Origin of the sequence: Microcella sp., from assembly GCF_051860105.1 — a bacterium.
GTDB lineage: Bacteria > Actinomycetota > Actinomycetes > Actinomycetales > Microbacteriaceae > Microcella.
This window is the reverse complement of the sequence record NZ_JBHYEO010000004.1, coordinates 83,326-109,011: the sequence shown is the minus strand read 5'-3', so window position 1 is coordinate 109,011 and position 25,686 is coordinate 83,326. Positions and strand designations below refer to the sequence as shown.

The following is a 25,686-nucleotide window of genomic DNA, read 5'->3' as shown; positions in this document are numbered from 1 at the left end:
TGCAATGGTGAGCAGAAGTCGACCCAATGCCTCAATGCGGGGTAAGCTGGCAGTTTGGCCTCGCGGGCGACCGACGTGTCGGTCTGAAAGGTAAGGAGAGAGACACCATGGCTGCTGAGACGATCTGGATGACACAGGCCGCACGTCAGAAGCTCGAGACGGAACTCGCTGAGCTTGACCGGGCCGCACCCGCCGATGGGCCCAGCCTTGCGCGGGCGATCGAGCTTCGAGCGCTACTTCGCAGTGCCGTCGTTGATCGCAAGCCGGATGATGGCCTCGTCGAGCCCGGCATGTTGGTCACGGTCAGGTTCGCCACGGACGGCTCTGAGTCGACCTTCCTCCTCGGCAGCCGTGCGCTGAGCGGTCTGGACTCAAGCCTTGACCTGGACGTCTACTCACCGACTTCTCCCCTCGGGGCGGCGATCAGTAATCGCCACGTCGGCGACACCGTCATCTTCGCGGCACCCTCGGGCGAGCAGCGCATCACGATCGTCTCCGCGGCACCCTTCGGGTGATCGACTGAGGCGCAGCAGCTGAGCGCGCGCACCCCGAGCGACAGAAACAGCCCCAGGCCGTCACGGCCTGGGGCTGCACTCGCGGTCACGGTGGGCTGATCTGCCGATCACCGACCCTTGCGGGGCTTGGCGGGGCCTGAATCGGCCTTCTCGCGCTTGGCCTCACGCTTCTCTTTGAGGGTGAGCTTCGGTTCCTTCTTCGCGTTCACGTCGCGCGGTGACTTTCCTGACATTGCGATTCACGCTTCCCTTCGTCAGCTGGCGTGGTCCGCCCACCATAGCCCATTCCCCCACGGAACGAATATTCACTCTGATCAGGAAAAAAGAACCGCCCTGCGAAGCTCTCGTGAGGTCTGGCGCATGACCGTGAGGACGCGCTCGGGGCTTGCCGGTGTCGGCGCCCAGCCGGCAGTCGACACCAGCAACTCCCACGCGCGGAGCAATCCACCGGATTGCTCCGCCCCCAGGATTCGAACCTGGACCTAACAGCTCCAAAGGCTGTCGTGCTGCCGTTACACCAAGGCGGATCGCGCGCTGGGCGCGCCCCTCCAGTCTGCCAGAGCACGGCGGGCGGTCCCGAGCGGGCGGCGAGCATCCCGCGTCATGAGCGACGGGCGACGGATGCTCATCCCCCGCCCGGGATAATGAACACATGACCGCCCGCGACGAAGTCGACCGCATCGTCGAGGCGTGGCGCCGCGAGCGGCCCGAGCTCGATGTGGAGCCGTTGCAAGTGCTCTCGCGCGTCAGCCGGCTGGCGCGGCATCTCGACCTCGCGCGCAAGCAGGCCTTCGCCGCGAGCGACCTCGAGTCGTGGGAGTTCGACGTACTCTCGGCACTGCGGCGAGCCGGAAAACCCTACGAGTTGAGCCCCAAAGCGCTGCTGCTGCAGACGCTGGTGTCGAGCGGCACCATGACGAACCGCATCGACCGGCTCACGACGCGCGGGCTCGTCGAGCGGCGCACCGACCCCAACGATGGGCGCAGCATCCGGGTGCGCATGACCGACGAGGGGCGCGTGCGGGTCGACCGCGCGATCGACCAGCTCATGGTGAGCGAGGCGGCCCTGCTGCAGCGGCTGAGCCGCGGCGATCAGGAGAAGCTCGCGGGGCTACTGCGCACGCTCAGCGCCGACTTCGACGACGACGCGAGCGAGCTGTAGTCGCGAACCGACGCCGCGGGCCGTCGGCGCGCGATGCGCGCGGCTAGAAGAAGGGCGCGAGGTTCGACACGAGCGTCGCGACGACCCCGACACCGGTCAGGATGCCGCCGAGGGTGAGCAGAACGCGTCCGTCGTGCGCCGGGTCGTCGAGGCGCGGTGACTCGGGCCGCGAGGGGTGCACCCAGACCGTGCGCGCATCCCCGACCGCCGGGATCGGCCCGGTGAGCGGCGACGTGCTCTCGTGCACCGCGCCACCGTCAGCGAACCAGCGCAGCTTCGCGTCGCGGTCGTGCACCGTCGTGATGACGGCCTTCACGGGGGCGTAGCGCTTCGACCAGGCTCGACGCGCGAGTCCGCTGATCAGCAGCACGAGCCCGACGGGCAGGGTCAGCCAGGCGAAGACCTCCGCCGCGATGGCGATGGCGTCGAGGGGCTCGGTCACGCTCTCATCGTAGAGGCCGCCGCGCCGTGCACCGCCCCGGCTAGCATCGAACCATGGCGCTGTTCAAGAAGTCGGGTCCGGTCGACGAGAGCCTGCCGAAAGACGACCGCGGGTCGGGATCGTTCGACGACTACGTCGGAGTCCTCGTGCCGAAGAACAAGAACGTCACGATCCGCCTGGCGAACAGCAACCCGCACCAGGACGAGCTCGCCGCCCTCGCCGCCGAAGACCCGGAGACGCTGACGACCGCGACGCCTGCCCGCTCGATGGACGACGAGCGCGTCGACGCCCCCATCGAGGTGCGCCTGTTCTCGGGCCGGCGCGTGAGCGGGGTCGTCGGCACGGTGCCGCGCGGGCTCGAGAGCATCTACGACGAGGCCGTGCGGCGGCTCGACGGGCGCGGAGCGAAGCCGCGCATCCCGGTCGAGGTCGTGCAGACCAAGCGCGGCTACCGGCTCGACCTGCTCATCGGTCAGACCAAGTGAGACGGGACTAGCCCAACAACTCGCCGAGCTCGAGCCAGCGCTCCTCCGCACTCTCGAGCTCGGCCTCGAAGACGCGCACCTGCTCGTGCAGCGCGGCGATGCCGCTGTAGTCGCTCACGTCGTGCTCGGCGAGAGAGACGTGCAGAGCATCCACCTGCCCCTGCACCTTGGCGATGCGGCGCTCGAGCGCCGAGAGCTCCTTCTCGAGCGTGCGGCGCTCCGCCCCCGAGAGGGTCGGGGCCGTTGGGGCGGTGGATGCCGGGGCCGCGGCCGTGACGGAGGCGACCGTCGCGCGCCCCGCATCCTGCGACCCCGTCGGCGCCGCCGCGTGCGCGGCGATGCGCAGGTACTCGTCGACGCCGCCGGGCAGATGCCGCAGGCGCCCGCCGAGCACCGCATACTGCTGGTCGGTGACGCGCTCGAGCAGGTAGCGGTCGTGGCTGACGACGACGAGCGTGCCGGGCCACGAGTCGAGCAGGTCTTCGATCGCGGCGAGCATGTCGGTGTCCATGTCGTTCGTCGGCTCGTCCATGATGAGCACGTTGGGCTCGTCGAGCAGGATGAGCAGCAGCTGCAACCGGCGCTTCTGGCCGCCCGACAGGTCTTTGATCGGGGTCGACAGCTGCGCCGACGTGAAGCCGAGCCGCTCGAGCAGCTGCCCGGGCGTGAGTTCTTTGTCGCCCGCCGTGTAGCTCGTGCGCTTGGTGGCGATGACGGCCGACACGCGCTCATGGGCCACCGCCGAAAGGTCGCCGAGCTGCTGGTCGAGGGTCGCGACGACCACGGTCTTGCCGCGCTTGACGCGACCGGTCGTCGGCTCGAGCGAGCCGTCGATGAGCTTGAGCAGCGTCGACTTGCCGGCGCCGTTGATGCCGAGAATGCCGGTGCGCTCGCCCGGCGCGATGCGCCACTCGACGTCGTGCAGAATCTGCTTCTCGCCGTATGAGACCGACACGTCGAGCAGGTCGATGACGTCTTTGCCCAGGCGGGCCGTGGCCATCTGCGAGAGCTCGACACTGTTGCGCAGCGGCGGAACGTCGTCGATGAGCGCGTTGGCCGCGTCGATGCGGAACTTCGGCTTGGCCGTGCGGGCCGGTGCCCCGCGGCGCAGCCACGCGAGCTCTTTCTTCATCAGGTTCTGGCGCTTGGCTTCCATGGTGGCGGCCTGCCGGTCGCGCTCGAGGCGCTGCAGCACGTAGGCCGCGTAGCCGCCCTCGAAGGGCTCGACCATGCGGTCGTGCACCTCCCACGTGTCTTGGCTCACCTCGTCGAGGAACCACCGGTCGTGCGTCACGACGAGCAGCGCTCCCGCGCCCGGCGACCAGCGCCGCTTGAGGTGCCCGGCGAGCCAGTGCACGCCGCCGATGTCGAGGTGGTTGGTGGGCTCGTCGAGCACGACGATGTCCCACTCGCGGCTCAGCAGCGCGGCGAGGGCGACACGGCGGCGCTGGCCTCCCGACAGGTCGTCGACGAGCGTGTGGCCCGGGATGTCCGCAATGAGCCCGGCGAGAACATCCCGCACGTTCCGATCGCCCGCCCACTCGTGCTCGGGCCGATCGCCCACGACGGTCTCGAGCACCGTGAGCCCGGTGGCGAGCTCGTCGGCCTGGTCGAGCATGCCGAGGGTGACGCCGCCGCGGCGCGTCACACGACCGCCGTCCGGTTCCTGCTTGCCGGCGAGGATGCGCAGGAGGGTCGACTTGCCGTCGCCGTTGCGGCCGACGACGCCGATGCGGTCGCCGTCGCCGACGCCGACGGTCACCCCCTCGAGCACGACGCGGGTGGGGTATTCGACGCGGAGGGACTCTGCCCCCAGGAGATGGGCCACCTGTCGAGACTACGGCGCGCGGGCAGGGGGCCTCGACCGGGCAGAATGGGAGCCATGCCCGAGACTCATGAGCACAGCCACGCGATCGAGACCCGACCCATCCGCCAGGTTCTGCCGTGGACGCTGCTGTGGGCCGCCGCCATCATCGTGTTCGACCAGGGCACCAAGTTCTGGGCCGAGGCGACGCTCGAGCTCGGGGTGGGCGTGCCCGTCATCGGCGAAGCCATCCAGTGGCGCCTGGTCTACAACCCGGGTGCCGCGTTCGGTATCGGCGGCGACTACACCTGGATCTTGACGATCGTCGCCGCCCTCGCCGTCATCGGCATCGCGATCTTTGTCTCGCGCATCTCGAGCGTGCCGTGGGCGCTCGCGGCCGGCGCGCTGCTCGGCGGGGCGATCAGCCACCTCGGCGACCGGCTGTTCCGCGAGCCGGGCTTCGCGCGCGGCGAGATCGTCGACTTCATCGACTACTTCGGCTTCTTCGTCGGCAACGTGGCCGACATCGCCCTCGTGGGCGGCGCGATCGCGATCGTGCTGCTGAGCCTGATCGGCGTCAACCCGAGACGACTCGTGCCCCGTGAACAGGGCCCGTCGCCCGCAGCACCGTCAGACGAGACGCACTGAGCGCCACCTGCAGCTCGAGCGCCCCATCCTGATCGGCCGCGAGGAACGCGACCGTCGGGCCGGAGCCCGACACGAGACCCGCGAGCGCGCCCTGCAGCTCGCCCGTCTCGAGCGTGGCCGCGAGGCTCGGCTCCAGATGCAGTGCGGGTGCCTGGAGGTCATTGTGCAGGTACTCGGCGAGCCGGTGCGGGTCTCCCGCGCGCAGCGCCTGCAGCACCTCGATGTCGACGGTCGGCTGCTCGGGCGCCGGAGCGATGTCGTGCACGTGGCGCTCGCGGTGCCGGTCGAGCTCAGCGTAGACCTCCGGCGTGCTCAGGCCGACGTCGGCGAGAGCGAGCACCCAGTGGAAGGTGCCCTGCGCGAGCGCGGGGGAGAGGCGGTCACCGCGGCCCGTGCCGACGGCTGTTCCGCCCATGAGCGCGAAGGGCACGTCGGCACCGAGCTGAGCCGCGAGCTCGTGCAGCTCGTCGCGGCCGAGGTTGGTGCCCCACAGGTGGTCGCACGCGACGAGCGTGGCGGCCGCATCGGCTGATCCGCCGCCCATGCCCCCGGCGATGGGCACGTGCTTCTCGATCTCAAGCGACACACCACCGCGGTAGTCGGCCGCGCGCGCGAGCAGGCGAGCGGCTTTGATGGCGAGGTTCGAGCCATCGGTCGCGAGACCGCTGCAGTCGATCGGGCCCGAGAACCGCACCGAGAAGTCGTCGGCCGGGCGGGCGTAGACCTCTTCGTAGAGCGAGATCGCCTGGTAGGCCGTGGCCACCTCGTGGTAGCCGTCGTCGAGCAGCGAGCCGACCTTCATGAAGACGTTGATCTTGCCGGGTGCCCGAACATGCACCACTCGGTCTGTCGCCCCCGTGCTCATGGCTCCACCCTAAGCCAGCCCGCCAGTAGCCTGGGCCCACCATGCAGTGCGACTACTTCGACGCCGGGCTCTGCCGCTCGTGCACGCTCATGGGTCAGCCGTACGCCCAGCAGCTCGCCGAGAAGGAGGCGCTCGCTCGCCGCCTGCTGACACCTTTCGGCGCGGATGCGCAGTGGCTCGCCGCCGTGGCGAGCGACGAGAGCGGGTTCCGCGCCAAAGCGAAGATGGTCGTCGGCGGCACCGTCGAGCAGCCGACGCTGGGCATCCTCGACGGCGCGGGGCGAGGCGTCGATCTGCGGCGATGCGGCATCATCGCGCCGGGCATCCTCGCCGCCTTCCCCGCGCTCATCGCGGCCATCACGCGGGCTGGGCTCGAGCCGTACGACGTGCCATCTCGGCGCGGCGAGCTCAAGCACCTCATCGTCACGGAGGCGCCGAGCGGTCAACTCATGGTGCGCTTCGTGGTGCGGTCAGAGGAGTCGGTCACGCGGGTGCGCGGCGTGCTGCCGTGGCTGCAGGATGCTCTGCCGCCGCTGCGCGTCGTCACCGCGAACATCCACCCCGAGCACAAGGCCGTGCTCGAGGGCGAGGTCGAGCACGTGCTCACCGATCAGTCGGTGCTGCCGTTCACGGTCAACGACCTCGAGCTGCAGGTGCGGCCTCAGAGCTTCGTGCAGACCAACACCGCCATCGCGGCGGCGCTGTATGCGCAGGCCCGCGACTGGGTCGACGAGCTCGACCCGGGCTCGGTGTGGGACCTGTATTGCGGGGTCGGCGGGTTCGCGCTGCACCTCTCTGGCCTGTCGTCGGGGTACAGCGGCGGCTCCGCCGTGCGCGAGGTCGTCGGCGTCGAGGCCGCCCCCGACGCCGTCGCGAGCGCCGAGCTGGCCCGCGACGCGCGCTACAGCGAGCCGGGCGACCGGCAGCGCATCCGGTTCATCGCCGCCGACGCGACCGCTTTCGCCCTCGCGGCGACAGAGGTGCCCGAGCTGGTCATCGTCAACCCGCCGCGGCGCGGCCTCGGGAGCGAGCTCGCCGAGTGGTTGCAGTCGCGCGGGCCGCGGCACGTGATCTACAGCAGCTGCAACGCCGAGTCGCTCGCACGCGACCTCGCCGCCATGCCGGGCTACCAGGTGCGGCGAGCGCGCGTGCTCGATATGTTCCCCCAGTCGACGCACTTCGAGGTCATCACGCTGCTCGAGCGCGCCTGAGCGGGCCAGCGATGCACCAAATGACGGAGATCAGGGCCGCGCACGCCCGCAGAACTGAGCCTGCACGCGAAAACTCCGTCATTCGGCGCGGGAAGCGCGGCGGGGGGGTGAGCCGGACGAGCGCGCTTGAGCGTGATTATTCGGGCGTGAGCACGCTGCGCGACTGCGCGGTGACGCTCGGCACGACGAGGCCGTAGATGCCGAGCGCGATGATCTCGACGGCCATGCCGAGCACGACGACGAGCGCGACGAGCGCGAACCCGTCGGGGAACGCGAGGGCGATCGGCAGCACGAGCAGACCGTTGCGGGCTCCCCCGCTGAAGGTCACCGAGCGCACCTGCGAGAGCGGCAGGCCGAAAGCCGTGGCGACGAGGATGCCGACGGGCGCGAGCACGATGACATAGACCCCGAAGAGCGGCGCGACGGCCTCGAGCAGGGCGAGCCGCTCGCCCGCGCGCGGGATGAGCACGGCGGCGACGAGCCCCGCGGCGAGGGCCGTCGCGGGCGCGGTGAACGTCGCGCCGCGGCGCAGCCCGGCGGCGAGCCGGGGTCGGCGCACGCCGACGAGCTGCAGCGCCGTGACGACCGCGGCGGGGGCGATGATGCCCGCGAGCACCGCGAGCGGCAGCCGCGAACCGTCGAGGCTGAGGAAGTTCTCGCCGAGCGTGAACAGCAGCATGAAGCCGGGCACCGTGACGAGCTGCAGCACGAGCAGCACGGGCGCGACGCTCAGCAGCGACTCGACCGCGCCGCCGGCGCGCCGCACGAACGCGGCGACGAGCCCGACGCCCGGCGCGAGCAGCATGAGCAAGAAGCCGGCCTGCAGGTCGGGGTCGGTCACGACCACGCGGCTGATGACGAAGACGAGCAGGGGCGAGACGACCAGGTTGAGCAGCAGGATCGCCGCGAGGAAGCGGCGATCGAGCACGGCGCGGCCGAACGAGGCGAGCGGAACGTCCAGCAGCGTGATGCCGATCGCCACGGCGATGACGGCCAGCAGCACCCCGTCGGGCACGCTCGCGGCCGCGGGCACGAGCACGCCGACGAGGCTTCCGGCCCCGATGCCGACGAGCATGATGACGATCGTCGCGGCCGCCGAGAGTCGACGCGGTGCGGCCCCGGTGCCGGATGCTGCGCTCACGCCGGGGCCCTCACGCCGCAGCCCTCAGGCACCCGTCGCCCGAGCGAGCGCCAAGAACTCAGGCAGCCCGAGCATCTCGCCCCGCGCGGTCGGATCGAGCCCCGCGGCCTCGAGCGCGGCGGTCGCGGCGGCCGACGAGCCGAAGACCTCGGCGAGCGCCTGCCGCAGCATCTTGCGGCGCTGCCCGAACGCGGCGTCGACGAGTTCGCCCATGCGCACCCGCTCGGCCTCGGTGCCGGGCACCTCGTGCCGCGTCATGCCGACGAGCACCGAGTCGACATTGGGCACGGGCCAGAACACCTGCCGGCTCACCTGCCCTTCGACGCGCCAGCGCCCGTACCAGGCGGCCTTGATCGAGGGGCCGCCGTAGACCTTCGAGCCGGGCTCGGCCGCGAGCCGATGCCCGACCTCGGCCTGCACCATGACGAGCACCCGGCGAATGCCGGGCTCGAGCGCGAGCAGTTGCAGCAGCACGGGCACCGAGATGTTGTAGGGCAGGTTGGCGACGAGGGCCGTGGGGCGTGAGCCGCCGGGCGCGTCGGGCACGGCGTCCACCCGCAGCGCATCGGCGGTGACGACGGCAAGCCGAGCCGCGGGCTGCAGCTCGGCGACCGTGACCGGCAGCTGGGCGGCGAGGCGGGCATCCACCTCGATCGCGACGACCGGATGCCCGGCCTCGAGCAGCCCGAGCGTCAGCGACCCCAGCCCCGGGCCGACCTCGAGCACGGCCTCGCCCGGCTGCAGGGCCGCCGTCGCGACGATGCGGCGCACGGTGTTGGCGTCGTGCACGAAGTTCTGGCCGAGCTTCTTGGTGGGGCTCACGCCCAGCAGCTCGGCGAGGTCGCGCACCTCCGCCGGGCCGAGCAGGGCGCTCACGAGTGGGCTGCCGTGCCGGTCACGCGGATGCTCCGCGCTCGCCCGGGTAGTTCTCGGGCAGCGCGCCGCCCAGGTCGCCGAGATCGTTCGGGTCACCGGGAACCTCTTGCGCCGCCCACGGATCGCCCGGCGCGACGACCGGGTTCGCATCCCACGAGCCGTAGACGAGCTCAGTGTTCGAGCTGAGCTGCGCGGCCAGCATCGAGGCGTCGGTGCCGAGATGGTCGGCGATGGCGCGCACCGTGAACGGCAGGAGGTAGGGCCCGTTCGGCCGGCCGCGGTACGGGTGCGGCGTCAAGAAGGGCGCGTCGGTCTCGACGAGCAGCAACGACCGTGGCAGCACATCGAGCGCATCGCGCAGGTTGCGGGCATTCTTGAACGTGACCGTGCCGGCGAAGCTCGCGTACCAGCCGCGCTCGGCGAGCACGCTCGCGAGCTCGACGTCGCCGCTGAAGCAGTGGAAGACCACCCTCTCGGGCGGGCCGACCCGAAGCAGCGTCGCCACGATGTCGTCGTGCGCGTCGCGGTCGTGGATCTGCAGCGCCAGCCCGTGCTTCTTCGCGATGGCGATGTGGGCTTCGAAGGCGGCGAGCTGCGCGTCGCGTCCCGCGCCCGGCTCGGTGCGGAAGTAGTCGAGGCCCGTCTCGCCGATGGCGACGACGCGGGGCTGCGCGGCCAGCTCGTCGATCACCGCGAGAGCGGCATCCAGCTCGCCCGATTCGGCGAGCGCGGGGGCCTCATTGGGGTGGATGGCGACCGCCGCGAGCACCCGGGGCTCGCGCGCCGCGACGGCGGCCGACCAGCGGCTCGTGAGCACGTCGGTGCCGACCTGCACGACGCCGCGCACGCCGACGGCCGAGGCGCGGTCGAGGTGCTCGCGATAGTGCATCGGGTTCTCGCCGTCGGCGATCTCGAGGTGCGTGTGGTTGTCGTACACCGGCACCACAAGCGCTTCGGGGCTCGGCGGGTAGCTGAGGTCGCGCGTCGTCCCCTCCATGATCGCGCGGGCGCGCACATGGGGGTCGATCGACTGCGGGTCGGACTGCTCGCTCACGGTATCGCCTCCCCTACGACCGTACCGCGTGGCGCTGGACGCCTTCGGGGGTTGACGCGGCGGCCGACCGCGCTACTCGGTCTCGATGCGCGGGAAGAGCGCCTCGAGCGGCTGGGTCTGCGTGCCCGCGGGCAACTGACCCCACTGACCGGCGGTCGGGATGCTCTGCGCGAGCAGCGGCCCGAGCGCACCCTCGGCCCCGAGCGCGACCCACAGCTTCTGGGCGGCCTGCGGCGTGACGGGCGAGAGCAGCACGGCGAGCGCGCGCAGCCCCTCGGCCGCGGTGTAGAGGATCGTGTGCAGGCGTGCCGCCTGCGACTCGTCCTTCGCGACCTTCCACGGCTCCTGCAGCGTGATGTAGCCGTTGAGCTCGTCGACGATCGTCCAGACGGCCGCGATGGCGTCGTGGATGGCGAACGTGTCGATGGCGCGCTGGGCGGCGACCACGGCATCCGCCACGGTCTTCTGAATACCCAGCTCGGCATCCGTCACGTCGGTCGCGGCGGGCACCACGCCGTCGCAGTACTTGCCGACCATGGCGATGACGCGAGAGGCGAGGTTGCCGAAGCCGTTGGCGAGCTCGGCCTGGTAGCGGGCCGACAGGTCTTCCCACGAGAACGAGCCGTCTTGCCCGAACGAGATAGCACTCATGAAGTAGTAGCGGAAGGCGTCGCTGCCGAAGACGTCGGTGATCTGATGCGGCGCGATGCCGGTGAGCTTCGACTTCGACATCTTCTCGCCGCCCACGAGCAGCCAGCCGTGGCCGAACACGCGCGCGGGCGGCTGCAGGCCGGCGGCCATGAGCATGGCGGGCCAGATGACGGCGTGGAAGCGCGCGATGTCTTTGCCGACGAGCTGCACCGCCGGCCAGCGACGCTCGAACTGCGCCTCGTCGCTGCCCCAGCCGATCGCCGAGATGTAGTTGAGCAGGGCGTCGAACCACACGTAGGTGACGTGGCTGTCGTCCCAGGGGATGCGCACGCCCCAGTCGAAGCTCTGGCGCGAGATCGAGAGGTCGTCGAGGCCGCGGCGCACGAACGAGATGATCTCGTTGCGCAGGCTGCCGGGCTGGATGAAGTCGGGCTGCGACTCGTAGAGGTCGAGCAGCCGCTGCTGGAAGGTGCTGAGGGCGAAGAAGTAGTTCTTCTCCTTGAGCACTTCGATGGGTCGGCCGTGGATGGAGCACACCTGCTGGCCGTGGAACTCGCCCGTGCCGGGCACGAGGTCATCGGCCTGCTTGTACTCTTCGCAGCCGACGCAGTAGTAGCCCTCGTACTCGCCCTCGGTGATGAACCCGTCGTCGTAGAGCTTCTGGAGGAACTGCTGCACGACCTTCTCGTGCCGCGGTTCGGTCGTGCGGATGAAGTCGTCGTTCGCGATGTCGATCGTGTCGAGCAGGGGCTTCCACGCCGAGTCGACGAGCTTGTCGGCCCACTCCTGGGGCGTCACGCCGTTGGCGACGGCCGTGCGCAGAATCTTCTGGCCGTGCTCGTCGGTGCCGGTCAGAGACCAGGTGTCGACGCCCGACTGCCGGTGCCAGCGCGCGAGAACGTCGGCGGCCACCTCGGTGTAGGCGTGCCCGATGTGGGGCACGTCGTTCACGTAGAAGATCGGGGTGGCGATGTAGAAGCGGTCGGCAGCGGCCATAGTGCGTTCAGCCTACCGTCGCCCCTGCGCGGATTCCTTGGTACACTCACGTCTGTGAGGATCTCTAGATTCTTGGCGGGGGGGCTCGCGAGCGCGGCTGTTGTCGTCACGCTCAGCGGGTGCGTCGGCACGCCCGCCCTCACGATCTTCGGCGGGCTCTCTGAGCGCTGCTTCGAGACACGCACGACCGACGACGGCTACTTCGCCCTCATCGGGGTGACCGTCGCCAACGAGTCGGCGCGCGCGGTCATCCTGCGCGAGGTCGACGTCGTCGAGAGTGTCAATGCAACGGTCGGCGACGTGATCATCGTGCCGATGCCGAGCGTCTACACGATCTTCGGCGATGCTCCCGGAGGGCACCTGTCGCCCGACCAGCGGGCTCTCTACCGCGACCGCGAACCTGTCGACGGCACCGTCATCGAGGCCGGCGGCACCGTCGAGGTGGTCGTCGAGCTGCACGCCCAGGACTACACGGAGTACGCGGGCCTGCGCGAGCTTCGGGTGAAGTACGACGACGGCTGGTTCTCGGCCACGAGCACCGCTGACACCGTGATCGGGTTCGTGCCACCGTGGTCGCAATGCGGTTCGCGTCTCTCCTGATCGGTCACGTAGCGTGACGGCATGACCGCAGCTGCCTCGCGACCCCCGGGCGTCGTCGTCGCCATCGCCGCCCTGATCGGCACCCTCGCCGGGTGCAGCGGATCGCCGACCGACCCCCTCGGCCTCGCGGGCTGCCTCGAGGGCGACACCGGCACGATCGCGATCGGCGTCGCCAACAACTCGGGCGAGGCCATCGTGATCGAGGGTGTCGAGCTCACCGAGTCGAGCGGTGTCGAGATCATCGACCGCTTCATCGCAATCGATGAGGATGCCCGCTCGACGGCCGTGCGCTTCACCGACGGCGGTCGCGAAACAGCGAGCGGCGTCGACCTCGACCAGCTCGCGATCGAACCGGATGCGGCGGCCTTCGTGGGCGTCGAGGTCGCGCGCACCGGCAGTGCTGACGGACGCGTCGGCGGACTCGTCATCACCGTCGACGGCGCCGAGCAGTCGGCGCCCGTCACTCTCGATCTGAGCGACAGCTGCGAGTGACCCGGGTCGACCCTCGTCAGCCGCGGCGAGACGCCAGCGCGGCCTCGTAGAGCTCACGGGTGCCGAGCCCGGTCGCGGCGGCGACAGCCGCCGCGGCATCCTTCAGCCGCTCACCGGAGGCGACGCGGTCGGTGACCTCCGCGAGCGCGCCGGGCAGGTCTCCCGATCGCGCCGGGGCTCCCCCGATGACGAGCACGATCTCGCCACGGGCGCCCTCGGCGAACCGCTCGGCGAGCTCGGCGAGGGTGCCGCGCGCGACCTCCTCGAACTTCTTCGTCAGCTCGCGGCACACGGCCGCCCGACGATCGGGCCCGAAGGCGTCGCGGGCGTCGGCGAGCGCCGCCGCGATGCGATGCGGCGCCTCGAAGACGACGAGCGTGCGCGGCTCGGTCGCGAGGGCACGCAAGGCGGCGGCCCGACCCTTGCGCGGCAGGAAGCCCTCGAAGACGAAGCGGTCGGTCGGCAGCCCGCTCAGCACGAGCGCGGTGAGCACGGCGCTCGGCCCGGGCAGGGCCGTCACCGCCACCCCCGCGGCGATCGCCGTCTCGACGAGCACGAAGCCCGGGTCGCTCACCGAGGGCATGCCGGCATCGGTCAGCACGAGCACGTCGGTCTCGCGCGCGAGCTCGACGAGCTCGACCGACTTCTCGCGCTCGTTGTGCTCGTGCAGCGGCAGGAGGCGCGGGCGGTTCTCGACCCCGAGAGAGCGCATGAGGTGCACGGCCGTGCGCGTGTCTTCTGCCACGACGACCTCGGCGTTCTCGAGCGCCTCGATGAGCCGGCGGCTCGCATCGCCGAGATTGCCGATGGGCGTCGCGGCGAGAACGATCATGCGGCCATCCTCCCACCGCATCGGATACGGCCGGATGCGCGGCCTACGATGATCGAGTGAACGAAGCTCGGCGACGCGTGCTGCAGCTCGCCGTGCCGGCGGCTGTGCTCGGGGTCGCCGCCGCCACCCGCCTCATCGGCCTCGAGCAGCCCGGCGATCTCGTCTTCGACGAGACCTACTACGTGAAAGACGCCGAGTCGCTGCGGCAGCTCGGCTACGAGGGCCGCTGGCCCGAGGGCGCCAACGAGCTCTGGGCGGCGGGCACACCCGGCAGCCCGGGCGAGCTCCCCTCCTTCGTCGCGCACCCGCCCCTCGGCAAGTGGATCATCGCGCTCGGGCTCTCCGCCCTCGGCCCCGAGAACCCGGCGGGCTGGCGGCTCGGCACCGCCGTCGCAGGCGTCGTGCTCGTCGGCCTCGTCATGCTGCTCGCGCACCTGCTGCTCGGCCGACTCGTGCTCACCGGCATCGCCGGGCTGCTGATCGCCGTCGACGGCAACGCCATCGTCATGAGCCGCGTCGCGCTGCTCGACGGGGTTCTGACACTGCTCATCGTGCTCGCCGTCATCCTCGTGGTGCTCGACCGGCGCCAGGCCCGCACCGACCTCGCGCGCTGGCTCGACGATCGACGGGCAAGCGAACCGCCGCGGTCGACCGACTGGGGGCCAGCGTTCTGGGGTCGGCCGTGGCTCGTCGCCGCCGGCGTCACCTTCGGGCTCGCGGTCGGCGTCAAGTGGAGTGCGCTCTACCTTCTCGCGGCTTTCGGTCTGCTGACCGTCATCGCCGACACGATCGACCGGCGTCGCGCCGGCGTCGCGCTGTGGGCGAGCGGCACCCTGCTGCGGCAGGCTCCGATCTCGTTCGTTCTCATGATCCCCTCCGCGGCGGCCGCGCACCTGCTCACCTGGTGGGGCTGGTTCACGACGAGCGGCGGCTACGAGCGCGATCGCGTCGTCACCGACGAGAACCGGCTGCCGGGCATCCTGGGCGCCCTTCCCGACTCGCTGCAGAACTGGTGGGCCTACCAGACGACCATCTACGGCTACCACGTGGGCGAGTCGAGCCCGCACAACTACGAGGCGCCGGCGATCGGCTGGCCGCTGCTGCTGCGGCCCACCTACATGCACTACACCGACCTCGGCGACGGCACGGCCGAGGCCATCACCGGCATTCCCAACCCGCTCATCTGGTGGGGCGCCGTCGCAGCGGTCATCGCTCTGACCGCGCTGCTCGTCGTGCATGCGATCCGCGCCCTGCGCTCACGGCCCGGCCCGACCCTGCCCGCGAACGGCTGGGCGATCGCCGTCGTGCTAACGGGCGTCGCCGCGGGCTGGCTGCCGTGGCTGCTCTACCCCGACCGCACGATCTTCTTCTTCTACACGATCGTGCTCACGCCGTTCCTCGTGCTCGCGCTCACCATCGCCCTCGGAGCCGTGCTGGGCAGACCCGATGCCCCCGCGCCGCGGCGAGCCGTCGGCGGCACGATCGTGATCGGGATGCTCGCCATCGTCGTCGCGGTCAGCGTGTTCTTCCTGCCGCTGTGGACGGGCATCCCGACCCCGATCGAGCTGATCCAGCTGCGGTACTGGCTGCCGAGTTGGATCTGAGCGCGTGAACCGCGGCGACACCGCGTGGAAGGCAGCCGCGTGAACCGCGGCGTCGGAGCCAAGAGGGCCGCCGCGTGAACCGCGGCGTCCACGGCCGGGGGCGGCGCCTACCCCCGCCGCCCGTACACCGCCCGGCGCAGCAGCCACTCCGCGGGCCCGGGCCGGTCGCCCGCCGCGAGCGCGGCCGCGACGATGAGCGTGCCGAGCCACGTGATGACCGCGATCTGGGTGGCCTCGGCGACGCTCGCGGTGGCACCGAGGCCCAGGCCGTAGGGCGCGAACACGATGACAAACACGAGCGACTGGGCGAGGTAGCCGCTGAGAGAGCGCTGCCCGAGGGCCGCCAGGAGTCGTGAGATCGGCCCGCCCGGCTGCGCCGTCGGGCTGCCGAGCTCGCGGCCCGAGCCCCGGCTGGCCACGATGAGCGCGATCAGGGCGATGTAGGCGGCGCCTCCGATCGCTCCCGTCGCGGCGTGCAGCATGGCCGCGAAGGGCTCGACGAACGGCGAGAGCTCGATCACGCCGAGAAGGGCGAGCGCGAGGGGAAGCGCGCCCAGCACCGAGAGAGGAAGGCCGATGCCGGCCACGAGGCCGAGGGCGCGGCGGTGCCGCGCGGGCTGCTCGAGAACGCGGTAGCGCGCGGCCCAGAGCCCCAGGATCATCGGGGCCAGCAGACCGAGGCCGCCGAGCGGCACCGACAGCATGCCGAGCGTCCACTCGCCCAGGCGGGCGAGCACCGCGAGCGGGTAGGTCTCGGCCGCCGCCGAGCCGAACAGCGCGGCCGTCGAGAACCCGCCGCCGGGCACCGATGAGAGCAGCCCGCTCAGGCCCTCGGCGATGCCGGCCAGCACGAGGAAGGCGAAGGAGGCCCAGCCGACGATCGCGAGGGTGCGGCCCGAGGCGCTGATCAGCAGAACGAGCGCGAGACCGAGCAGACCATAGGTGCCGAGGATGTCGCCGAAGAACAGCAGCACCCCGTGCGCGGCTCCGAACACGATCAGCCACAGGTTGCGGCGCAGCAGCAGCCGGCGCGCCTCGGGCCACTCGGTGCCGCGCGCTTGCTCGCGCGTGAGAATCTGCGTGAGGCCGTAGCCGAACAGCAGAGCGAAGAGCGGGTAGCTGCGGTTGTCGGCGAGCGTCGCGACGACGGCGTTGACCCACGGGTCGGCCGCCGCATCCGTGACGGGCTTGAACAGGATGCCCAGCTCGCGCCCGTAGAGGAAGAAGGGCACGTTGGCCACCGCGATGCCGAGCAGCACGAGGCCGCGCGCGACGTCGGGGGCGAGCGAGCGCTGCGCTCGCGGAGTCGGGGCGAGGGGGCCGTGCTGGGGCGCGGGCTGAGCATCCGTCGTCATGCAAGCATCGTATTATTGCTACATTCCGGTGCGCAAGGCCCGATGCTCCTCCGGTTTCGCAGGCGGCACCCCTGGCGCTCGGCCCCGCCGAATCGTAGGGTTGAGCAGTCGTCATCCCCCGATCGATGCGCCCCGCGTTGCTCCCCCTCCCCCATTCCTGCACTCGAGGTCGCCCGTGTCTTTCCGCACCGCTCGCCGTTCCGGCTCCACTGCCCTGCTGGCGCTCGTCGCCGTCGTCGGCATCACCCTGAGCGCGACGGCTGCCGCCGCCGAGGAGCCGGTCGTCGATGCGCCGGTCACTGATGTGCCGGCAGTGGATGCGCCGGTCGCTGACGTGCCGGTCGTCGACGCGCCCGTCGTGGAGCCGGTGCTCGACGCGATTCAAGGAACCGCTGCCGACGTTCCCATCACCAGCATCAGTCCCACTCCGATCTACGCGTGGAGCACCGTCGTCGTCACCGGCACTAAGACGGCCGGCACGGCGGTCGCGACGCACCTGTTCTCGCCGAACCTCGGAGAGAGCCGCCCCTTCGCGTGCACCGGCGCCGGGGAGGCGGCGTATGTCGGCAACGCCGAATACGTCTTCACGACGGGCGACCCGGGCAACACGTGGTCGTGCAGCTTCAAGCTGACCGAGACGGTGCAGCAGATCGGCGAGACGATCACCTTCTACACCGGCGAAGGGCAGCCGGGCGAGACCCTGCTGCCGAGCTACAACCCGATCACCTCCGTCGTCGCGGCCGACCCGGTGGGCGAGCCGACCCTCTCGATCACGCCGCCCAATGTGCTGCAGATCGACTGGGTCTCGGCCGAAGAGGGGTCGAACTACCTCTACTCGATCTACAACCCCGTCACGCCCGCCAACTTCGCCCTCGAGGTGCCAATCGTTCCGGGCCAGTTCGTGTCGAGCCCGGCGTTGAGCATCTCGCAGGTCATGACACCGGGCTGGTGGGTGATCGACATCGAACTGCGCTACCGCGCGCAGGCGGTCGGCGGGCGCACCGTCACCGTCTACGTTCCCTCACCTCCCACCGTCAGCACGACCACGCCGCTGCCGACCGGTCAGGTGCAGTTCAGCGGCACGGGAGAGCCTGGAAGCAGCCTGCAGATCGTAGAGGCACTGCCCCTCACTCCCGACTCCGCCCCCGTAGTGTCCGCGGTGGATGCCCGCCTGACCGCGGCCGCCGTGCCGGGAAACCAGGTGTGCAGCACGACGGTCAGCACCGGGGGAACCTGGTCGTGCACCACCGGAGTGCTCGCGCCCGGCGAGAAGCAGTTCCTCGCTCGCGCGAACGCCCCGCTGACGAGCTCGCTCCCGGTCGCCGGCTCGTACCTCCCCGGCGGAACCTTCGCCAGTGTGCCGATCGTGACCACGGTGCTCACCCCGCCAGCGCCACCCGCCGCGCCGCCCGCCGCCCCTCCGGCAGCCGCGCCCACCGCACCCGTGGTCGAGCCGATCAGCGAGCCCAAGCCGGTGATCGAGGTCATCGACGACGGCGAGCCGCAGCCCGAGCCGGCACCGCCGGTCGAGGAGCCGGCGGCACAGCCTGCTCGCGGCGGCGAGGGCGGACCGGGCGAGACCCCGCGCGACGACCCCGCCGCACCGAGCGCACTAACCGGCTCGATCCCCACTCTCGGCCAGCTGTTCTCGAACCCCGTCGCCCTCGCGGCCGGCGGAGGGTTCGCCCTCGCGCTCATGCTGCTCGTCGCCATCCCCTCCGAGCTGCTCAACTCGACGCTCTCCTCCGGGGGGCACCGCCTGGGTCGCGGCTACCTCGCCGTGCAAGGGGCCCTCGCGCGCGTCAACGACCGCCTCACCGCGATCACGCGCACGCCCGTGCTGAGCGCCGCCGTGCTCGTGCTCGTCATGAGCGTCGTGTTCGGGTTCAACGACCCCGACTACGGGTTCGACCCCGTGTCGGTGCGGCTCACGCTCTCGATGGCGACGTCGATCTTCATCGTCTACTGCCTCGCGGCCTTGCTGAGCGGGGCGATCATGAAGCGGCTCTGGGGTGTCGCGTCGCGGCTCGAGATGCTGCCGACCGCCCTTCTGCTCGCTGTGCTGGGCGTCGTCATCGCCCGCCTCATCGACTTCACCCCCGGATTCCTCATCGGCCTCGCGATCGGGCTGACCATCATCGGCTCGGTGCCGGCGGCGCTGCGGGCGAAAGCGATCCTCCTGCAGTTCGGCGTCACCTTCGCGGTGGGCCTCATCGCCTACCTCGCCTACTCGGCGCTGCGCGGCATCCCGGGCCTGCTTGAGACGCTCCCCGGCGTCTTCCTCGACGACACGCTCGTCGCGATCGTCGCGGAATCGCTCACCGGCCTGCTGATCGTGCTGCTGCCGCTCGCGTTCTTCAGCGGGCGCGAGCTGTGGACGCAGTCGAAGCTGCTGTGGGTCGTGAGCTTCATGGTCGTGGCGACGGCGTTCTCGGTCATCGTGCTGCCGACGGCGACCGAAGAGGTCGGCTCGGTGCTCGATCTCGTGCCGTGGCTCATCCCTGTCGCCATCTACGCCGTCATCGTCATCGCGCTCTGGGTCTGGCTGAGCCGTGACGAGCGGAAGGCTCAGGATGCCGCGGCGGCCGAGCGGGCGAAAGATTACGTCGCGTAACGCCCCGCTGAGTGCGTCGCTGTGCGCGCGGCTAGCCTGAGGCCATGGCCGACCGCGACTATGGCTTCCGCACGCGCGCCGTGCACGCCGGCAACGTTCCCGACTCGGCGACGGGCGCCCGCGCCCTGCCGATCTACCAGTCGAGCGCCTTCGTGTTCGATTCGACCGAGGATGCTGCGGCCCGGTTCGCGCTGCAGAAGTACGGCAACATCTACTCGCGGCTCGCCAACCCCACGGTCGCGAGCTTCGAAGAGCGCGTGGCGAGCCTCGAAGGCGGACTCGGAGCGGTGGCCACGTCGAGCGGCCTGAGCGCGCAGTTCGTCACCTTCGCCTCGCTCGCCGGCGCGGGTGACCACATCGTCGCCTCGTCGAACCTCTACGGCGGCTCGGTCACGCAGCTCGATGTCACCCTTCGGCGCTTCGGCGTCGAGACGACCTTCGTCGCGAGCGACGACCCCGCCGACTACGCCGCGGCCATCATCCCGGGCCGCACGAAGCTCGTCTTCGCTGAGACGATCGCCAACCCGAGCGGCGACATCGCGGATATCGCGGGTCTGGCCGACGTGGCGCATGCGGCGAGCATCCCGCTCGTCATCGACTCGACGATCGCCACGCCGTATCTCTGTCGACCGATCGAGTGGGGCGCCGACATCGTCGTGCACTCGGCGACGAAGTTCTTGGGCGGGCACGGCACGACCCTCGGCGGCGTCGTCGTCGAGTCGGGGCGCTTCGACTGGTCGAACCACACCTTCCCGCTCTTCGAGGAGACCGTCGCGCACTACGGCGGGCTCACCTGGTACGGCAACTTCGGCGAGTACGCCTTCCTCACCCGCCTGCGGGCCGAGCAGCTGCGCGACATCGGGCCGGCGCTCGCCCCGCACTCGGCCTTCTTGCTCGCCCAGGGCGTCGAGACGCTGCCGTACCGCATGCAGGCGCACGTCGACAACGCGCGTCGCGTCGCCGAGTGGCTCGAGGCCGATGACCGCATTGAGACGGTCAACTGGGCGGGCCTGCCCTCGCACCGCCACCACGAGCGCGCGAAGCAATACCTGCCGATCGGCCCGAGCTCGGTGTTCGGCTTCGTCGTGAAGGGCGGCCGTGCCGTCGGCCAGGGCCTCATCGAGAACGTGAACCTCGCGAGCCACCTGGCCAACATCGGCGACGCGAAGACGCTCATCATCCACCCCGCCTCGACGACCCACGCGCAACTCACCGAGCAGCAGCTCGTCGACGGCGGCGTGCACCCGGGCCTCGTGCGTCTCTCGGTCGGCATCGAAGACGCCGACGACATCATCTACGACCTCGACCAGGCGCTCGACGCCGCGCTGAAGGGGGCTGCAGCATGACGGATGCGACCACGGCCGACACCGCCACTGTCACCCTCGCGAACGGGCTCACCTGCGACATCCCGGCGAGCTCGCCGCTGGCGAAGCTGCTGAAGTCGCAGCGCACCTGGGTGGGGCCCAGCGCGAAAGAACGGCTGGGCATCCTGCGTCGAGCGAAGAGCGTCGCGATCGTCGGCGCTTCGCCGAACCCGGCCCGCAGCTCGTACTTCGTCGGCACCTACCTGCAGCAGTCGAGCGAATACCGCGTCTACTTCGTGAACCCGAACGCGACCGAGATCCTCGGCCAGCCGGTCTACCCCGATCTCGCCTCGCTGCCCGAGGTGCCCGACATCGTCGACGTGTTCCGCAAGGCCAGCGACATTCCCGCGGTGATCGACGACGTGCTCGCCGTCGGCGCGACGACCGTGTGGGTACAGCTCGGCATCTGGAACGACGAGGCCGCGGTGTACGGCGAATCGAAGGGCCTCACGGTCGTCATGGACCGCTGCATCAAGGTCGAGCACGCGCGCTTTCACGGCGGCCTGCACCTCATGGGGTTCGACACGGGGGTCATCTCGGCGAAGAAGCAGGTGCGGTAGGCGCGTGCCTCAGCCTGAGCACTGATCGGGTACGTCATCGAGCGCGTTCAGGGTGAACGTGAAGTTGGCCGGAAACTCGAACTCTTGCCGCCCGATCGGCGTGTCGTATCCGGTCGTTCCGGTGCCGGAGGTCGTGATACTGCCAGACGCTCCGTCTGCGGCAAGGGTGATGTCGTACGAACCAGAGGCGGCAAGATCGATCAGCCCCTCGCCGTACGTGCCGTCGTCTCGATACGCGAAGGTGCCTGTCGCGGCGTTCTGGGGCGTGAACCGCATCAGCGTGCCGGAGCCGGCGAGCTCGAAGGGCTTGGCGAGGTCGCAGATTGTTCCTGTCACGGTGATGTCGCCGTTCGTGCCGTCGCCCCGGTACGCCCGAGCCGTCGTGGAGATCGTGAGGGTTTTCGAGGCGGTGCCGCGACGCGATGCAGCCTCCAGCCGGATGCTCGCTGACGTGCCAACCTCTCCTGCGACGAACACGATCGACTCTGTCGACGTGAACGACGATGGTTCGACGGAGTCAGGACCAGTGAGCGTGGCCTCCACCATCGAGGGAAACTCCTCTCCCGAAAGTCGCGAAAGCACCGCCACAGGAAACTCGATGCCGGAACGAGGTTCGACTGTCGTCGGTGCTGCCGCCTCGACGCGTACGCATCCGTTGTTCCACATCGAACTCTGCACGCCGAGTACTGCCCCCCACGCGAGATACGCCATGCGTCCGGCGGCGTTGCTCGCGAGGCGGCGAATATCCGCGTTCGTCGCGGCACTCGATGCCCGCACCAATTGCGCGGGCATCTCAGCGAGCGATTGAACGCTGAACGCGTTGGCGCCCTCGAGGCGCTGTCGGGTTTCGACGTAGATGGGTTCACCGGTCGACGGAACATGCCGAGTACCCGGCAATCCGTCGATCGTCATGTTCTCTGGAAAGCCGTCTTCGCCCAGTCGGCCGGTGACTCTCACCGTGAGCTGTTCGCTCACGTCGCCGCCATTTCCCGACGAAGTCGCTGCGTTTCGGGTGAGCTTGATCGTGAAGTCGAAGTTTCCATCAAGACCCGGGCAGACTGTGCCGTCAATAGCGATGGCGCTTGACACGGTCGTTCCGTCTGGTGCTGAACCTTCGTGACGAAACTCCAACGCAAGTGAATTCTCCGTCGCGCGAGTGATCGTCGTGGTCGATGAGCCGGTCGCTGAACCACTCGTGTCTGTCACTCCTACTTCGAGAGAGCGGCCCACTTCTAGGTTCTGGCTCTTCTCGTCGCCGAAGAGGAAAGGCAGAAGAGTGCCAGCGGTGAGGTTCGATGCCAAGAAAGACTCGGCGGGGTTCAGGACGGCTCTGGTGTTTAACGCGCTCACGACGACGATTTCCGAGGGCGCCGCCTGCGGTAATGGCTCCTCGCCCGGCACGGGTGCGACGTCAATCTCAGCGCGCATCGCCGCTCCCGCGACCGCCTCGCTCCTCAGCAGGTCGTCGGCAGCTGGCACCTCGCCCGCCAGGGAAGCGAGATCAGCCAGTATCTCCGCCGTCGCGTACGGAATGGTTCCCGAGTCAACAAGAAGCGAGTCGTCGATCTCGGTGGGCAACGAGATCGAGAGGTCGACGGTCTCGACTGACGAGCACGAACTGAGCACGAGTGCACACGCTACGAGCGGCACGATGAGCGATTTGGCAGACACAGAGGAACGTATTCCTGGTCGAATCGCGATGGCCATGAGTAATTCCGCGAAGACGTGGGGCGTGACGCCCGTCGTACTCCGACCACCGCATTCCGACCACCGCGGCGACGGTTGCGGGGCTAGGGTCGCAGCATGACCTTCAGTGCGGCATCCCTGGTGCGTGAGGTCGGCGGCCCCTTCGACCTGATCGGCGGCCTGCCCGTGCACCCGCTCATCGTGCACGTCGCCATCGTCGTGCTGCCGGTGGCGGCGCTCGCCCTCATCGTCGTGATGGCGCTGCCGCGCATGCACCGGCTCGTGCGCTGGGGCGTCGTGGCGGCGCTGGCCGTCGGCGCGCTCGCGGCCTGGATCGCCGCCGAGTCGGGCGAGGCTCTCTCGGAGCGCGTCGGCGAAGCCGAGGTGCACGAGGAGCTCGGCGAGAACCTGCCGCTCATCGCGGGCATCACGCTCGCGCTCGCGGTCGTGTGGGCGGTCGTCGCCGAGCTGTCGGCACGGGCATCCCGTGTCGCCGCCACCACGGGCGCGGCGCCGTCGCGGGTGTGGCTCGCGCTGCGCATCGCCGTCTCGGTCGTGACGGCCAGCATGGCCGCCTACGCGATCTACTCCACCGTGATCGTCGGCCACTCGGGCGCCGTCGCGACCTGGCTGGGCCGCGTCGGCGGATGACGTCGGGTCGGCGGCGCACCGCCGCGATCGTCACGGGCGTCGTCGCTGCGCTCGTGGGACTCACGGCACTCATCGTCGTCGTGGTCGCGCCCGCACTGTGGCCGGGCCCGGCACGCGGGCTGAACGCCGGCCTCGCATCCCTCACCCCCTTAGCACCCGTCGTCGCCGTCGAGGGCGCCGACCTCATCGACCGGCGCACCGGTGAGCCGCTTCAGCTTGTCGGGGCGAATTGGCCGGGGTTCGAGTACGCCTGCATCCAGGGCTGGGGCCTCAACGAGGGCGGCGCGACGGACGCCGCCGTGGCCGAGATGGTCGACTGGGGCTTCACGGCCGTGCGCGTGCCCCTCAACCAGCAGTGCTGGTTCGACGATCGGCCCGAGGTCGCGTTCGGCTCGGGCGAGCAGTACCACAACGCCGTGCGCGCGTGGGTCGAGCGCCTCACCGACGCGGGGCTCATCGCCATTCTCGACCTGCACTGGAGCGCCCCGGCACCCGCGCTCGCCGACGGGCTGCGGCCGATGCCCGATGCCGACAGCCCCCGCTTCTGGACGGAGGTGGCGACCGACTACCGCAAGCACCAGGGCGTGCTGTTCGACCTCTTCAACGAGCCGCACAGCCGCTACGACCCCGAGAACGAGCGCTATGCGTTCGAGCTCGACTGGGCGTGCTGGGCTACCGGCGGATGCTCGCCGCCGCTCGAGAACGACACGACGTTCCCGCTCTCGGGCCAGACGTATCCCGCCACCGGCATGAGCGACCTCGTCGCCGCCGTGCGCTCCGCCCGAGCAAATCAGCCCCTGCTGCTGAGCGGCATCGACTACGCCAACGACCTGCGCGGCTGGCGCGACGCCGCGCCCGATGACGACCAGCTCGTCGCGAGCCTGCACGCCTACCCCGGCAACCGCTGCGCCGACGAGGCCTGCTGGGCCGCCGAGGTCGCCCCGCTCGCCGAGCACGTGCCGGTGGTGATGGCCGAGTTCGGGCAGAGCGACGGTGGCGACGATCACCTGCGGCGCGCTTTCACGTGGGCGGAGGCGAACCTGTCGGGCGCGCTCGCGTGGGCGTGGTGGAGCATCCCCGCCACGGAGTCGGAGACCAACGCCGCCTACTCGCTCGTCGACGACGAGCTACAAGCCCGCGCGCCGTCGGGCACGACCCTGCGCGAGCTGCTCGCCGCGCGCACCCCCTAGGCACGGGATGCCCGGCTAGGGTCGCACCATGACCTCGAGCGCAGCATCCATCGCCATCACCGTCGTCGGCGGCCCCACCGCCCTGCTCGAGTGGGCGGGCCTGCGCCTGCTGCTCGATCCGACCTTCGACGAGCCGCAGCGCTACGGGCCCGATGACGACGACCTCGAGAAGACTGCGGGCCCCGCCGTCGCGTTCGACGACCTCGGCCGCATCGACGCGGCCCTCGTCTCGCACCACCACCACGAAGACAACCTCGACCAGCAGGGCCGCAACCTCGCGCTGACGCTGCCGCTCGTCGTGACGACCCCCGCGGGGGCTGAAGACCTCGGAACCCGCGGGGGCACCGCCCGCGTCATCGGGCTCGCCGACGACGAAGAGCTCGCGCTCGACGACCCGCTCGTCGTCGGGTCGGCCGTCGCCGGTCGTGCTCCCGCCGGCGCGCGCGTGCACGCCCTGCCCGCCCAGCACGGGCCTGACGAGTGGGCCGAGCGGCTCGGGCCGGTGTGCGGCTTCCTGCTCACGGCGCCCGGGCACCCGACGGTCTACGTCTCGGGCGACAACTCGGAGGTCTCGGTCGTCGAGACGATCGTCGCTCGCTATGGGGCCGTGGATGCCGCGGTGCTGTTCGCGGGCGCAGCGCGCGTTCCGGCGATCGACGCCGCCCTCACCCTCACGGCGGCGGACGCGCGCGCCGCCGCCCTCGCGCTCGGCGCACGCCGAGTGATCGGGCTGCACGTCGACCAGTGGACGCACTTCAGCGAGGGCCGCGACGCCCTCGAGCGCGAGTTCGCCGGGCTCGAGTCGCCCGCGGGCGGAGCGCTGCTCGCGCACACGCCGATGGGCTCGCGCACCGAGGTCGCGCTCTAGCGCGAGCCGCGCATCCCGCG

General features: G+C 70.5%; 25 protein-coding genes and 1 tRNA gene. 14 read left to right on the top strand and 12 right to left on the bottom strand.

Translation table 11 applies throughout. The features are described 5' to 3' along the window. Positions 1 to 107 precede the first annotated feature (107 nt). Positions 108 to 515: a GreA/GreB family elongation factor gene (locus ACTIE9_RS03585; RefSeq protein ID WP_439564204.1), complete on the top strand. Its 408-nt coding sequence runs from the start codon at positions 108 to 110 to the stop codon at positions 513 to 515. A 107-nt stretch (positions 516 to 622) separates the two neighbouring features. Here the strand turns inward: ACTIE9_RS03585 and ACTIE9_RS03580 are convergent, their stop codons facing one another. Both ACTIE9_RS03580 and ACTIE9_RS03575 read right to left on the bottom strand, forming a co-directional pair. After that, positions 623 to 748, bottom strand: a complete 126-nt coding sequence (locus ACTIE9_RS03580) for a hypothetical protein (RefSeq protein WP_439564203.1) — start codon at positions 746 to 748, stop codon at positions 623 to 625. 222 nt (positions 749 to 970) lie between these two features. Next, positions 971 to 1,042 (bottom strand) — tRNA-Gln (locus ACTIE9_RS03575). Positions 1,043 to 1,167: 125 nt separating this feature from the next. On the opposite strand from ACTIE9_RS03575, the gene ACTIE9_RS03570 reads away from it, so the two are divergent. Then, entirely contained in the window at positions 1,168 to 1,677 is a 510-nt protein-coding gene (locus ACTIE9_RS03570) for a MarR family winged helix-turn-helix transcriptional regulator (RefSeq protein ID WP_439564202.1), read from the top strand. Positions 1,678 to 1,720: 43 nt separating this feature from the next. On the opposite strand, the gene ACTIE9_RS03565 is transcribed toward ACTIE9_RS03570, so the two are convergent. Beyond that, the gene (locus ACTIE9_RS03565) at positions 1,721 to 2,119 is read right to left on the bottom strand and encodes a hypothetical protein (protein ID WP_439564201.1); all 399 of its coding nucleotides are present in this window, start codon (positions 2,117 to 2,119) and stop codon (positions 1,721 to 1,723) included. Positions 2,120 to 2,172: 53 nt separating this feature from the next. On the opposite strand from ACTIE9_RS03565, the gene ACTIE9_RS03560 reads away from it, so the two are divergent. Continuing rightward, on the top strand, positions 2,173 to 2,604 hold the full coding sequence (locus ACTIE9_RS03560; RefSeq protein WP_439564200.1) for a hypothetical protein: 432 nt from the start codon (positions 2,173 to 2,175) through the stop codon (positions 2,602 to 2,604). 7 nt (positions 2,605 to 2,611) lie between these two features. On the opposite strand, the gene ACTIE9_RS03555 is transcribed toward ACTIE9_RS03560, so the two are convergent. Further along, positions 2,612 to 4,432 carry an ABC-F family ATP-binding cassette domain-containing protein gene (locus ACTIE9_RS03555; RefSeq protein WP_439564199.1) on the bottom strand — a complete coding sequence of 607 codons (1,821 nt, stop codon included), beginning with the start codon at positions 4,430 to 4,432 and terminating at the stop codon, positions 2,612 to 2,614. 54 nt (positions 4,433 to 4,486) lie between these two features. Here ACTIE9_RS03555 and ACTIE9_RS03550 point away from each other — a divergent pair, with 54 nt between their 5' ends. Next, the gene (locus ACTIE9_RS03550; RefSeq protein ID WP_439564198.1) at positions 4,487 to 5,056 is read left to right on the top strand and encodes a signal peptidase II; all 570 of its coding nucleotides are present in this window, start codon (positions 4,487 to 4,489) and stop codon (positions 5,054 to 5,056) included. Here ACTIE9_RS03550 and ACTIE9_RS03545 read toward each other — a convergent pair. Continuing rightward, positions 4,986 to 5,921 (bottom strand): 4-(cytidine 5'-diphospho)-2-C-methyl-D-erythritol kinase, encoded by a 936-nt coding sequence (locus ACTIE9_RS03545; RefSeq protein WP_439564197.1) that lies wholly within the window; start codon positions 5,919 to 5,921, stop codon positions 4,986 to 4,988. The two genes, ACTIE9_RS03550 and ACTIE9_RS03545, sit on opposite strands and share 71 nt — an antisense overlap. 41 nt (positions 5,922 to 5,962) lie before the next feature. On the opposite strand from ACTIE9_RS03545, the gene rlmC reads away from it, so the two are divergent. Next, positions 5,963 to 7,132: a 23S rRNA (uracil(747)-C(5))-methyltransferase RlmC gene (gene rlmC / locus ACTIE9_RS03540; protein ID WP_439564196.1), complete on the top strand. Its 1,170-nt coding sequence runs from the start codon at positions 5,963 to 5,965 to the stop codon at positions 7,130 to 7,132. 136 nt (positions 7,133 to 7,268) lie between these two features. Here rlmC and ACTIE9_RS03535 read toward each other — a convergent pair whose 3' ends face one another. From ACTIE9_RS03535 to metG, 4 genes are all read right to left on the bottom strand, one after another. Beyond that, the gene (locus tag ACTIE9_RS03535) at positions 7,269 to 8,273 is read right to left on the bottom strand and encodes a hypothetical protein (protein WP_439564195.1); all 1,005 of its coding nucleotides are present in this window, start codon (positions 8,271 to 8,273) and stop codon (positions 7,269 to 7,271) included. Positions 8,274 to 8,297: 24 nt separating this feature from the next. Next, complete coding sequence (gene rsmA / locus ACTIE9_RS03530) at positions 8,298 to 9,149, bottom strand: 16S rRNA (adenine(1518)-N(6)/adenine(1519)-N(6))-dimethyltransferase RsmA (RefSeq protein ID WP_439564194.1); 852 nt, start codon at positions 9,147 to 9,149, stop codon at positions 8,298 to 8,300. 19 nt (positions 9,150 to 9,168) lie between these two features. Next, on the bottom strand, positions 9,169 to 10,146 hold the full coding sequence (locus tag ACTIE9_RS03525) for a TatD family hydrolase (protein ID WP_439564263.1): 978 nt from the start codon (positions 10,144 to 10,146) through the stop codon (positions 9,169 to 9,171). 129 nt (positions 10,147 to 10,275) lie between these two features. Further along, complete coding sequence (gene metG / locus ACTIE9_RS03520) at positions 10,276 to 11,850, bottom strand: methionine--tRNA ligase (protein ID WP_439564193.1); 1,575 nt, start codon at positions 11,848 to 11,850, stop codon at positions 10,276 to 10,278. A gap of 54 nt (positions 11,851 to 11,904) precedes the next feature. Between metG and ACTIE9_RS03515 the strand changes: the two genes are divergently transcribed. After that, positions 11,905 to 12,450, top strand: a complete 546-nt coding sequence (locus ACTIE9_RS03515; RefSeq protein WP_439564192.1) for a hypothetical protein — start codon at positions 11,905 to 11,907, stop codon at positions 12,448 to 12,450. 21 nt (positions 12,451 to 12,471) lie between these two features. Then, positions 12,472 to 12,942, top strand: a complete 471-nt coding sequence (locus tag ACTIE9_RS03510) for a hypothetical protein (protein WP_439564191.1) — start codon at positions 12,472 to 12,474, stop codon at positions 12,940 to 12,942. A 16-nt stretch (positions 12,943 to 12,958) separates the two neighbouring features. On the opposite strand, the gene rsmI is transcribed toward ACTIE9_RS03510, so the two are convergent. Further along, on the bottom strand, positions 12,959 to 13,774 hold the full coding sequence (gene rsmI / locus ACTIE9_RS03505; protein WP_439564190.1) for a 16S rRNA (cytidine(1402)-2'-O)-methyltransferase: 816 nt from the start codon (positions 13,772 to 13,774) through the stop codon (positions 12,959 to 12,961). A gap of 56 nt (positions 13,775 to 13,830) precedes the next feature. Here rsmI and ACTIE9_RS03500 point away from each other — a divergent pair, with 56 nt between their 5' ends. Then, entirely contained in the window at positions 13,831 to 15,378 is a 1,548-nt protein-coding gene (locus tag ACTIE9_RS03500) for a dolichyl-phosphate-mannose--protein mannosyltransferase (protein WP_439564189.1), read from the top strand. A 107-nt stretch (positions 15,379 to 15,485) separates the two neighbouring features. Here the strand turns inward: ACTIE9_RS03500 and ACTIE9_RS03495 are convergent, their stop codons facing one another. Beyond that, positions 15,486 to 16,733, bottom strand: a complete 1,248-nt coding sequence (locus ACTIE9_RS03495) for a DUF418 domain-containing protein (protein ID WP_439564188.1) — start codon at positions 16,731 to 16,733, stop codon at positions 15,486 to 15,488. 175 nt (positions 16,734 to 16,908) lie between these two features. Here ACTIE9_RS03495 and ACTIE9_RS03490 point away from each other — a divergent pair, with 175 nt between their 5' ends. From ACTIE9_RS03490 to ACTIE9_RS03480, 3 genes are read left to right on the top strand one after another with little or no spacing between them, the layout of a single operon-like run. Beyond that, positions 16,909 to 19,347, top strand: a complete 2,439-nt coding sequence (locus tag ACTIE9_RS03490; RefSeq protein WP_439564187.1) for a hypothetical protein — start codon at positions 16,909 to 16,911, stop codon at positions 19,345 to 19,347. A gap of 44 nt (positions 19,348 to 19,391) precedes the next feature. Beyond that, the gene (locus ACTIE9_RS03485; RefSeq protein ID WP_439564186.1) at positions 19,392 to 20,693 is read left to right on the top strand and encodes an O-acetylhomoserine aminocarboxypropyltransferase/cysteine synthase family protein; all 1,302 of its coding nucleotides are present in this window, start codon (positions 19,392 to 19,394) and stop codon (positions 20,691 to 20,693) included. Further along, positions 20,690 to 21,271: a CoA-binding protein gene (locus tag ACTIE9_RS03480; protein WP_439564185.1), complete on the top strand. Its 582-nt coding sequence runs from the start codon at positions 20,690 to 20,692 to the stop codon at positions 21,269 to 21,271. The genes ACTIE9_RS03485 and ACTIE9_RS03480 overlap by 4 nt, the downstream gene beginning before the upstream one ends. Before the next feature lie 9 nt (positions 21,272 to 21,280). Here the strand turns inward: ACTIE9_RS03480 and ACTIE9_RS03475 are convergent, their stop codons facing one another. Further along, the gene (locus ACTIE9_RS03475; RefSeq protein ID WP_439564184.1) at positions 21,281 to 22,942 is read right to left on the bottom strand and encodes a hypothetical protein; all 1,662 of its coding nucleotides are present in this window, start codon (positions 22,940 to 22,942) and stop codon (positions 21,281 to 21,283) included. A gap of 132 nt (positions 22,943 to 23,074) precedes the next feature. On the opposite strand from ACTIE9_RS03475, the gene ACTIE9_RS03470 reads away from it, so the two are divergent. From ACTIE9_RS03470 to ACTIE9_RS03460, 3 genes are read left to right on the top strand one after another with little or no spacing between them, the layout of a single operon-like run. Beyond that, entirely contained in the window at positions 23,075 to 23,608 is a 534-nt protein-coding gene (locus ACTIE9_RS03470) for a hypothetical protein (RefSeq protein ID WP_439564183.1), read from the top strand. After that, positions 23,605 to 24,798, top strand: coding sequence for a glycoside hydrolase family 5 protein (locus ACTIE9_RS03465; RefSeq protein ID WP_439564182.1), 1,194 nt, complete (start codon positions 23,605 to 23,607; stop codon positions 24,796 to 24,798). Before ACTIE9_RS03470 ends, ACTIE9_RS03465 begins: the two co-directional genes overlap by 4 nt. Before the next feature lie 28 nt (positions 24,799 to 24,826). Then, positions 24,827 to 25,666: an MBL fold metallo-hydrolase gene (locus tag ACTIE9_RS03460; RefSeq protein ID WP_439564181.1), complete on the top strand. Its 840-nt coding sequence runs from the start codon at positions 24,827 to 24,829 to the stop codon at positions 25,664 to 25,666. Positions 25,667 to 25,686: the final 20 nt, after the last annotated feature.

Excerpts from the sequence above, each read along its gene's own strand:
- ACTIE9_RS03560 (WP_439564200.1), top strand. The coding sequence starts at position 2,173 with ATGGCGCTGTTCAAGAAGTCGGGTCCGGTCGACGAGAGCCTGCCGAAA.
- ACTIE9_RS03470 (WP_439564183.1), top strand. The coding sequence starts at position 23,075 with ATGACCTTCAGTGCGGCATCCCTGGTGCGTGAGGTCGGCGGCCCCTTC.
- ACTIE9_RS03460 (WP_439564181.1), top strand. The coding sequence starts at position 24,827 with ATGACCTCGAGCGCAGCATCCATCGCCATCACCGTCGTCGGCGGCCCC.
- ACTIE9_RS03485 (WP_439564186.1), top strand. The coding sequence starts at position 19,392 with ATGGCCGACCGCGACTATGGCTTCCGCACGCGCGCCGTGCACGCCGGC.
- rsmI (WP_439564190.1), bottom strand. The coding sequence starts at position 13,774 with ATGATCGTTCTCGCCGCGACGCCCATCGGCAATCTCGGCGATGCGAGC.
- ACTIE9_RS03580 (WP_439564203.1), bottom strand. The coding sequence starts at position 748 with ATGTCAGGAAAGTCACCGCGCGACGTGAACGCGAAGAAGGAACCGAAG.
- ACTIE9_RS03525 (WP_439564263.1), bottom strand. The coding sequence starts at position 10,146 with ATGGAGGGGACGACGCGCGACCTCAGCTACCCGCCGAGCCCCGAAGCG.
- ACTIE9_RS03545 (WP_439564197.1), bottom strand. The coding sequence starts at position 5,921 with ATGAGCACGGGGGCGACAGACCGAGTGGTGCATGTTCGGGCACCCGGC.
- ACTIE9_RS03465 (WP_439564182.1), top strand. The coding sequence starts at position 23,605 with ATGACGTCGGGTCGGCGGCGCACCGCCGCGATCGTCACGGGCGTCGTC.
- ACTIE9_RS03585 (WP_439564204.1), top strand. The coding sequence starts at position 108 with ATGGCTGCTGAGACGATCTGGATGACACAGGCCGCACGTCAGAAGCTC.
- ACTIE9_RS03480 (WP_439564185.1), top strand. The coding sequence starts at position 20,690 with ATGACGGATGCGACCACGGCCGACACCGCCACTGTCACCCTCGCGAAC.
- rlmC (WP_439564196.1), top strand. The coding sequence starts at position 5,963 with ATGCAGTGCGACTACTTCGACGCCGGGCTCTGCCGCTCGTGCACGCTC.
- ACTIE9_RS03495 (WP_439564188.1), bottom strand. The coding sequence starts at position 16,733 with ATGACGACGGATGCTCAGCCCGCGCCCCAGCACGGCCCCCTCGCCCCG.
- metG (WP_439564193.1), bottom strand. The coding sequence starts at position 11,850 with ATGGCCGCTGCCGACCGCTTCTACATCGCCACCCCGATCTTCTACGTG.
- ACTIE9_RS03550 (WP_439564198.1), top strand. The coding sequence starts at position 4,487 with ATGCCCGAGACTCATGAGCACAGCCACGCGATCGAGACCCGACCCATC.
- ACTIE9_RS03510 (WP_439564191.1), top strand. The coding sequence starts at position 12,472 with ATGACCGCAGCTGCCTCGCGACCCCCGGGCGTCGTCGTCGCCATCGCC.
- ACTIE9_RS03570 (WP_439564202.1), top strand. The coding sequence starts at position 1,168 with ATGACCGCCCGCGACGAAGTCGACCGCATCGTCGAGGCGTGGCGCCGC.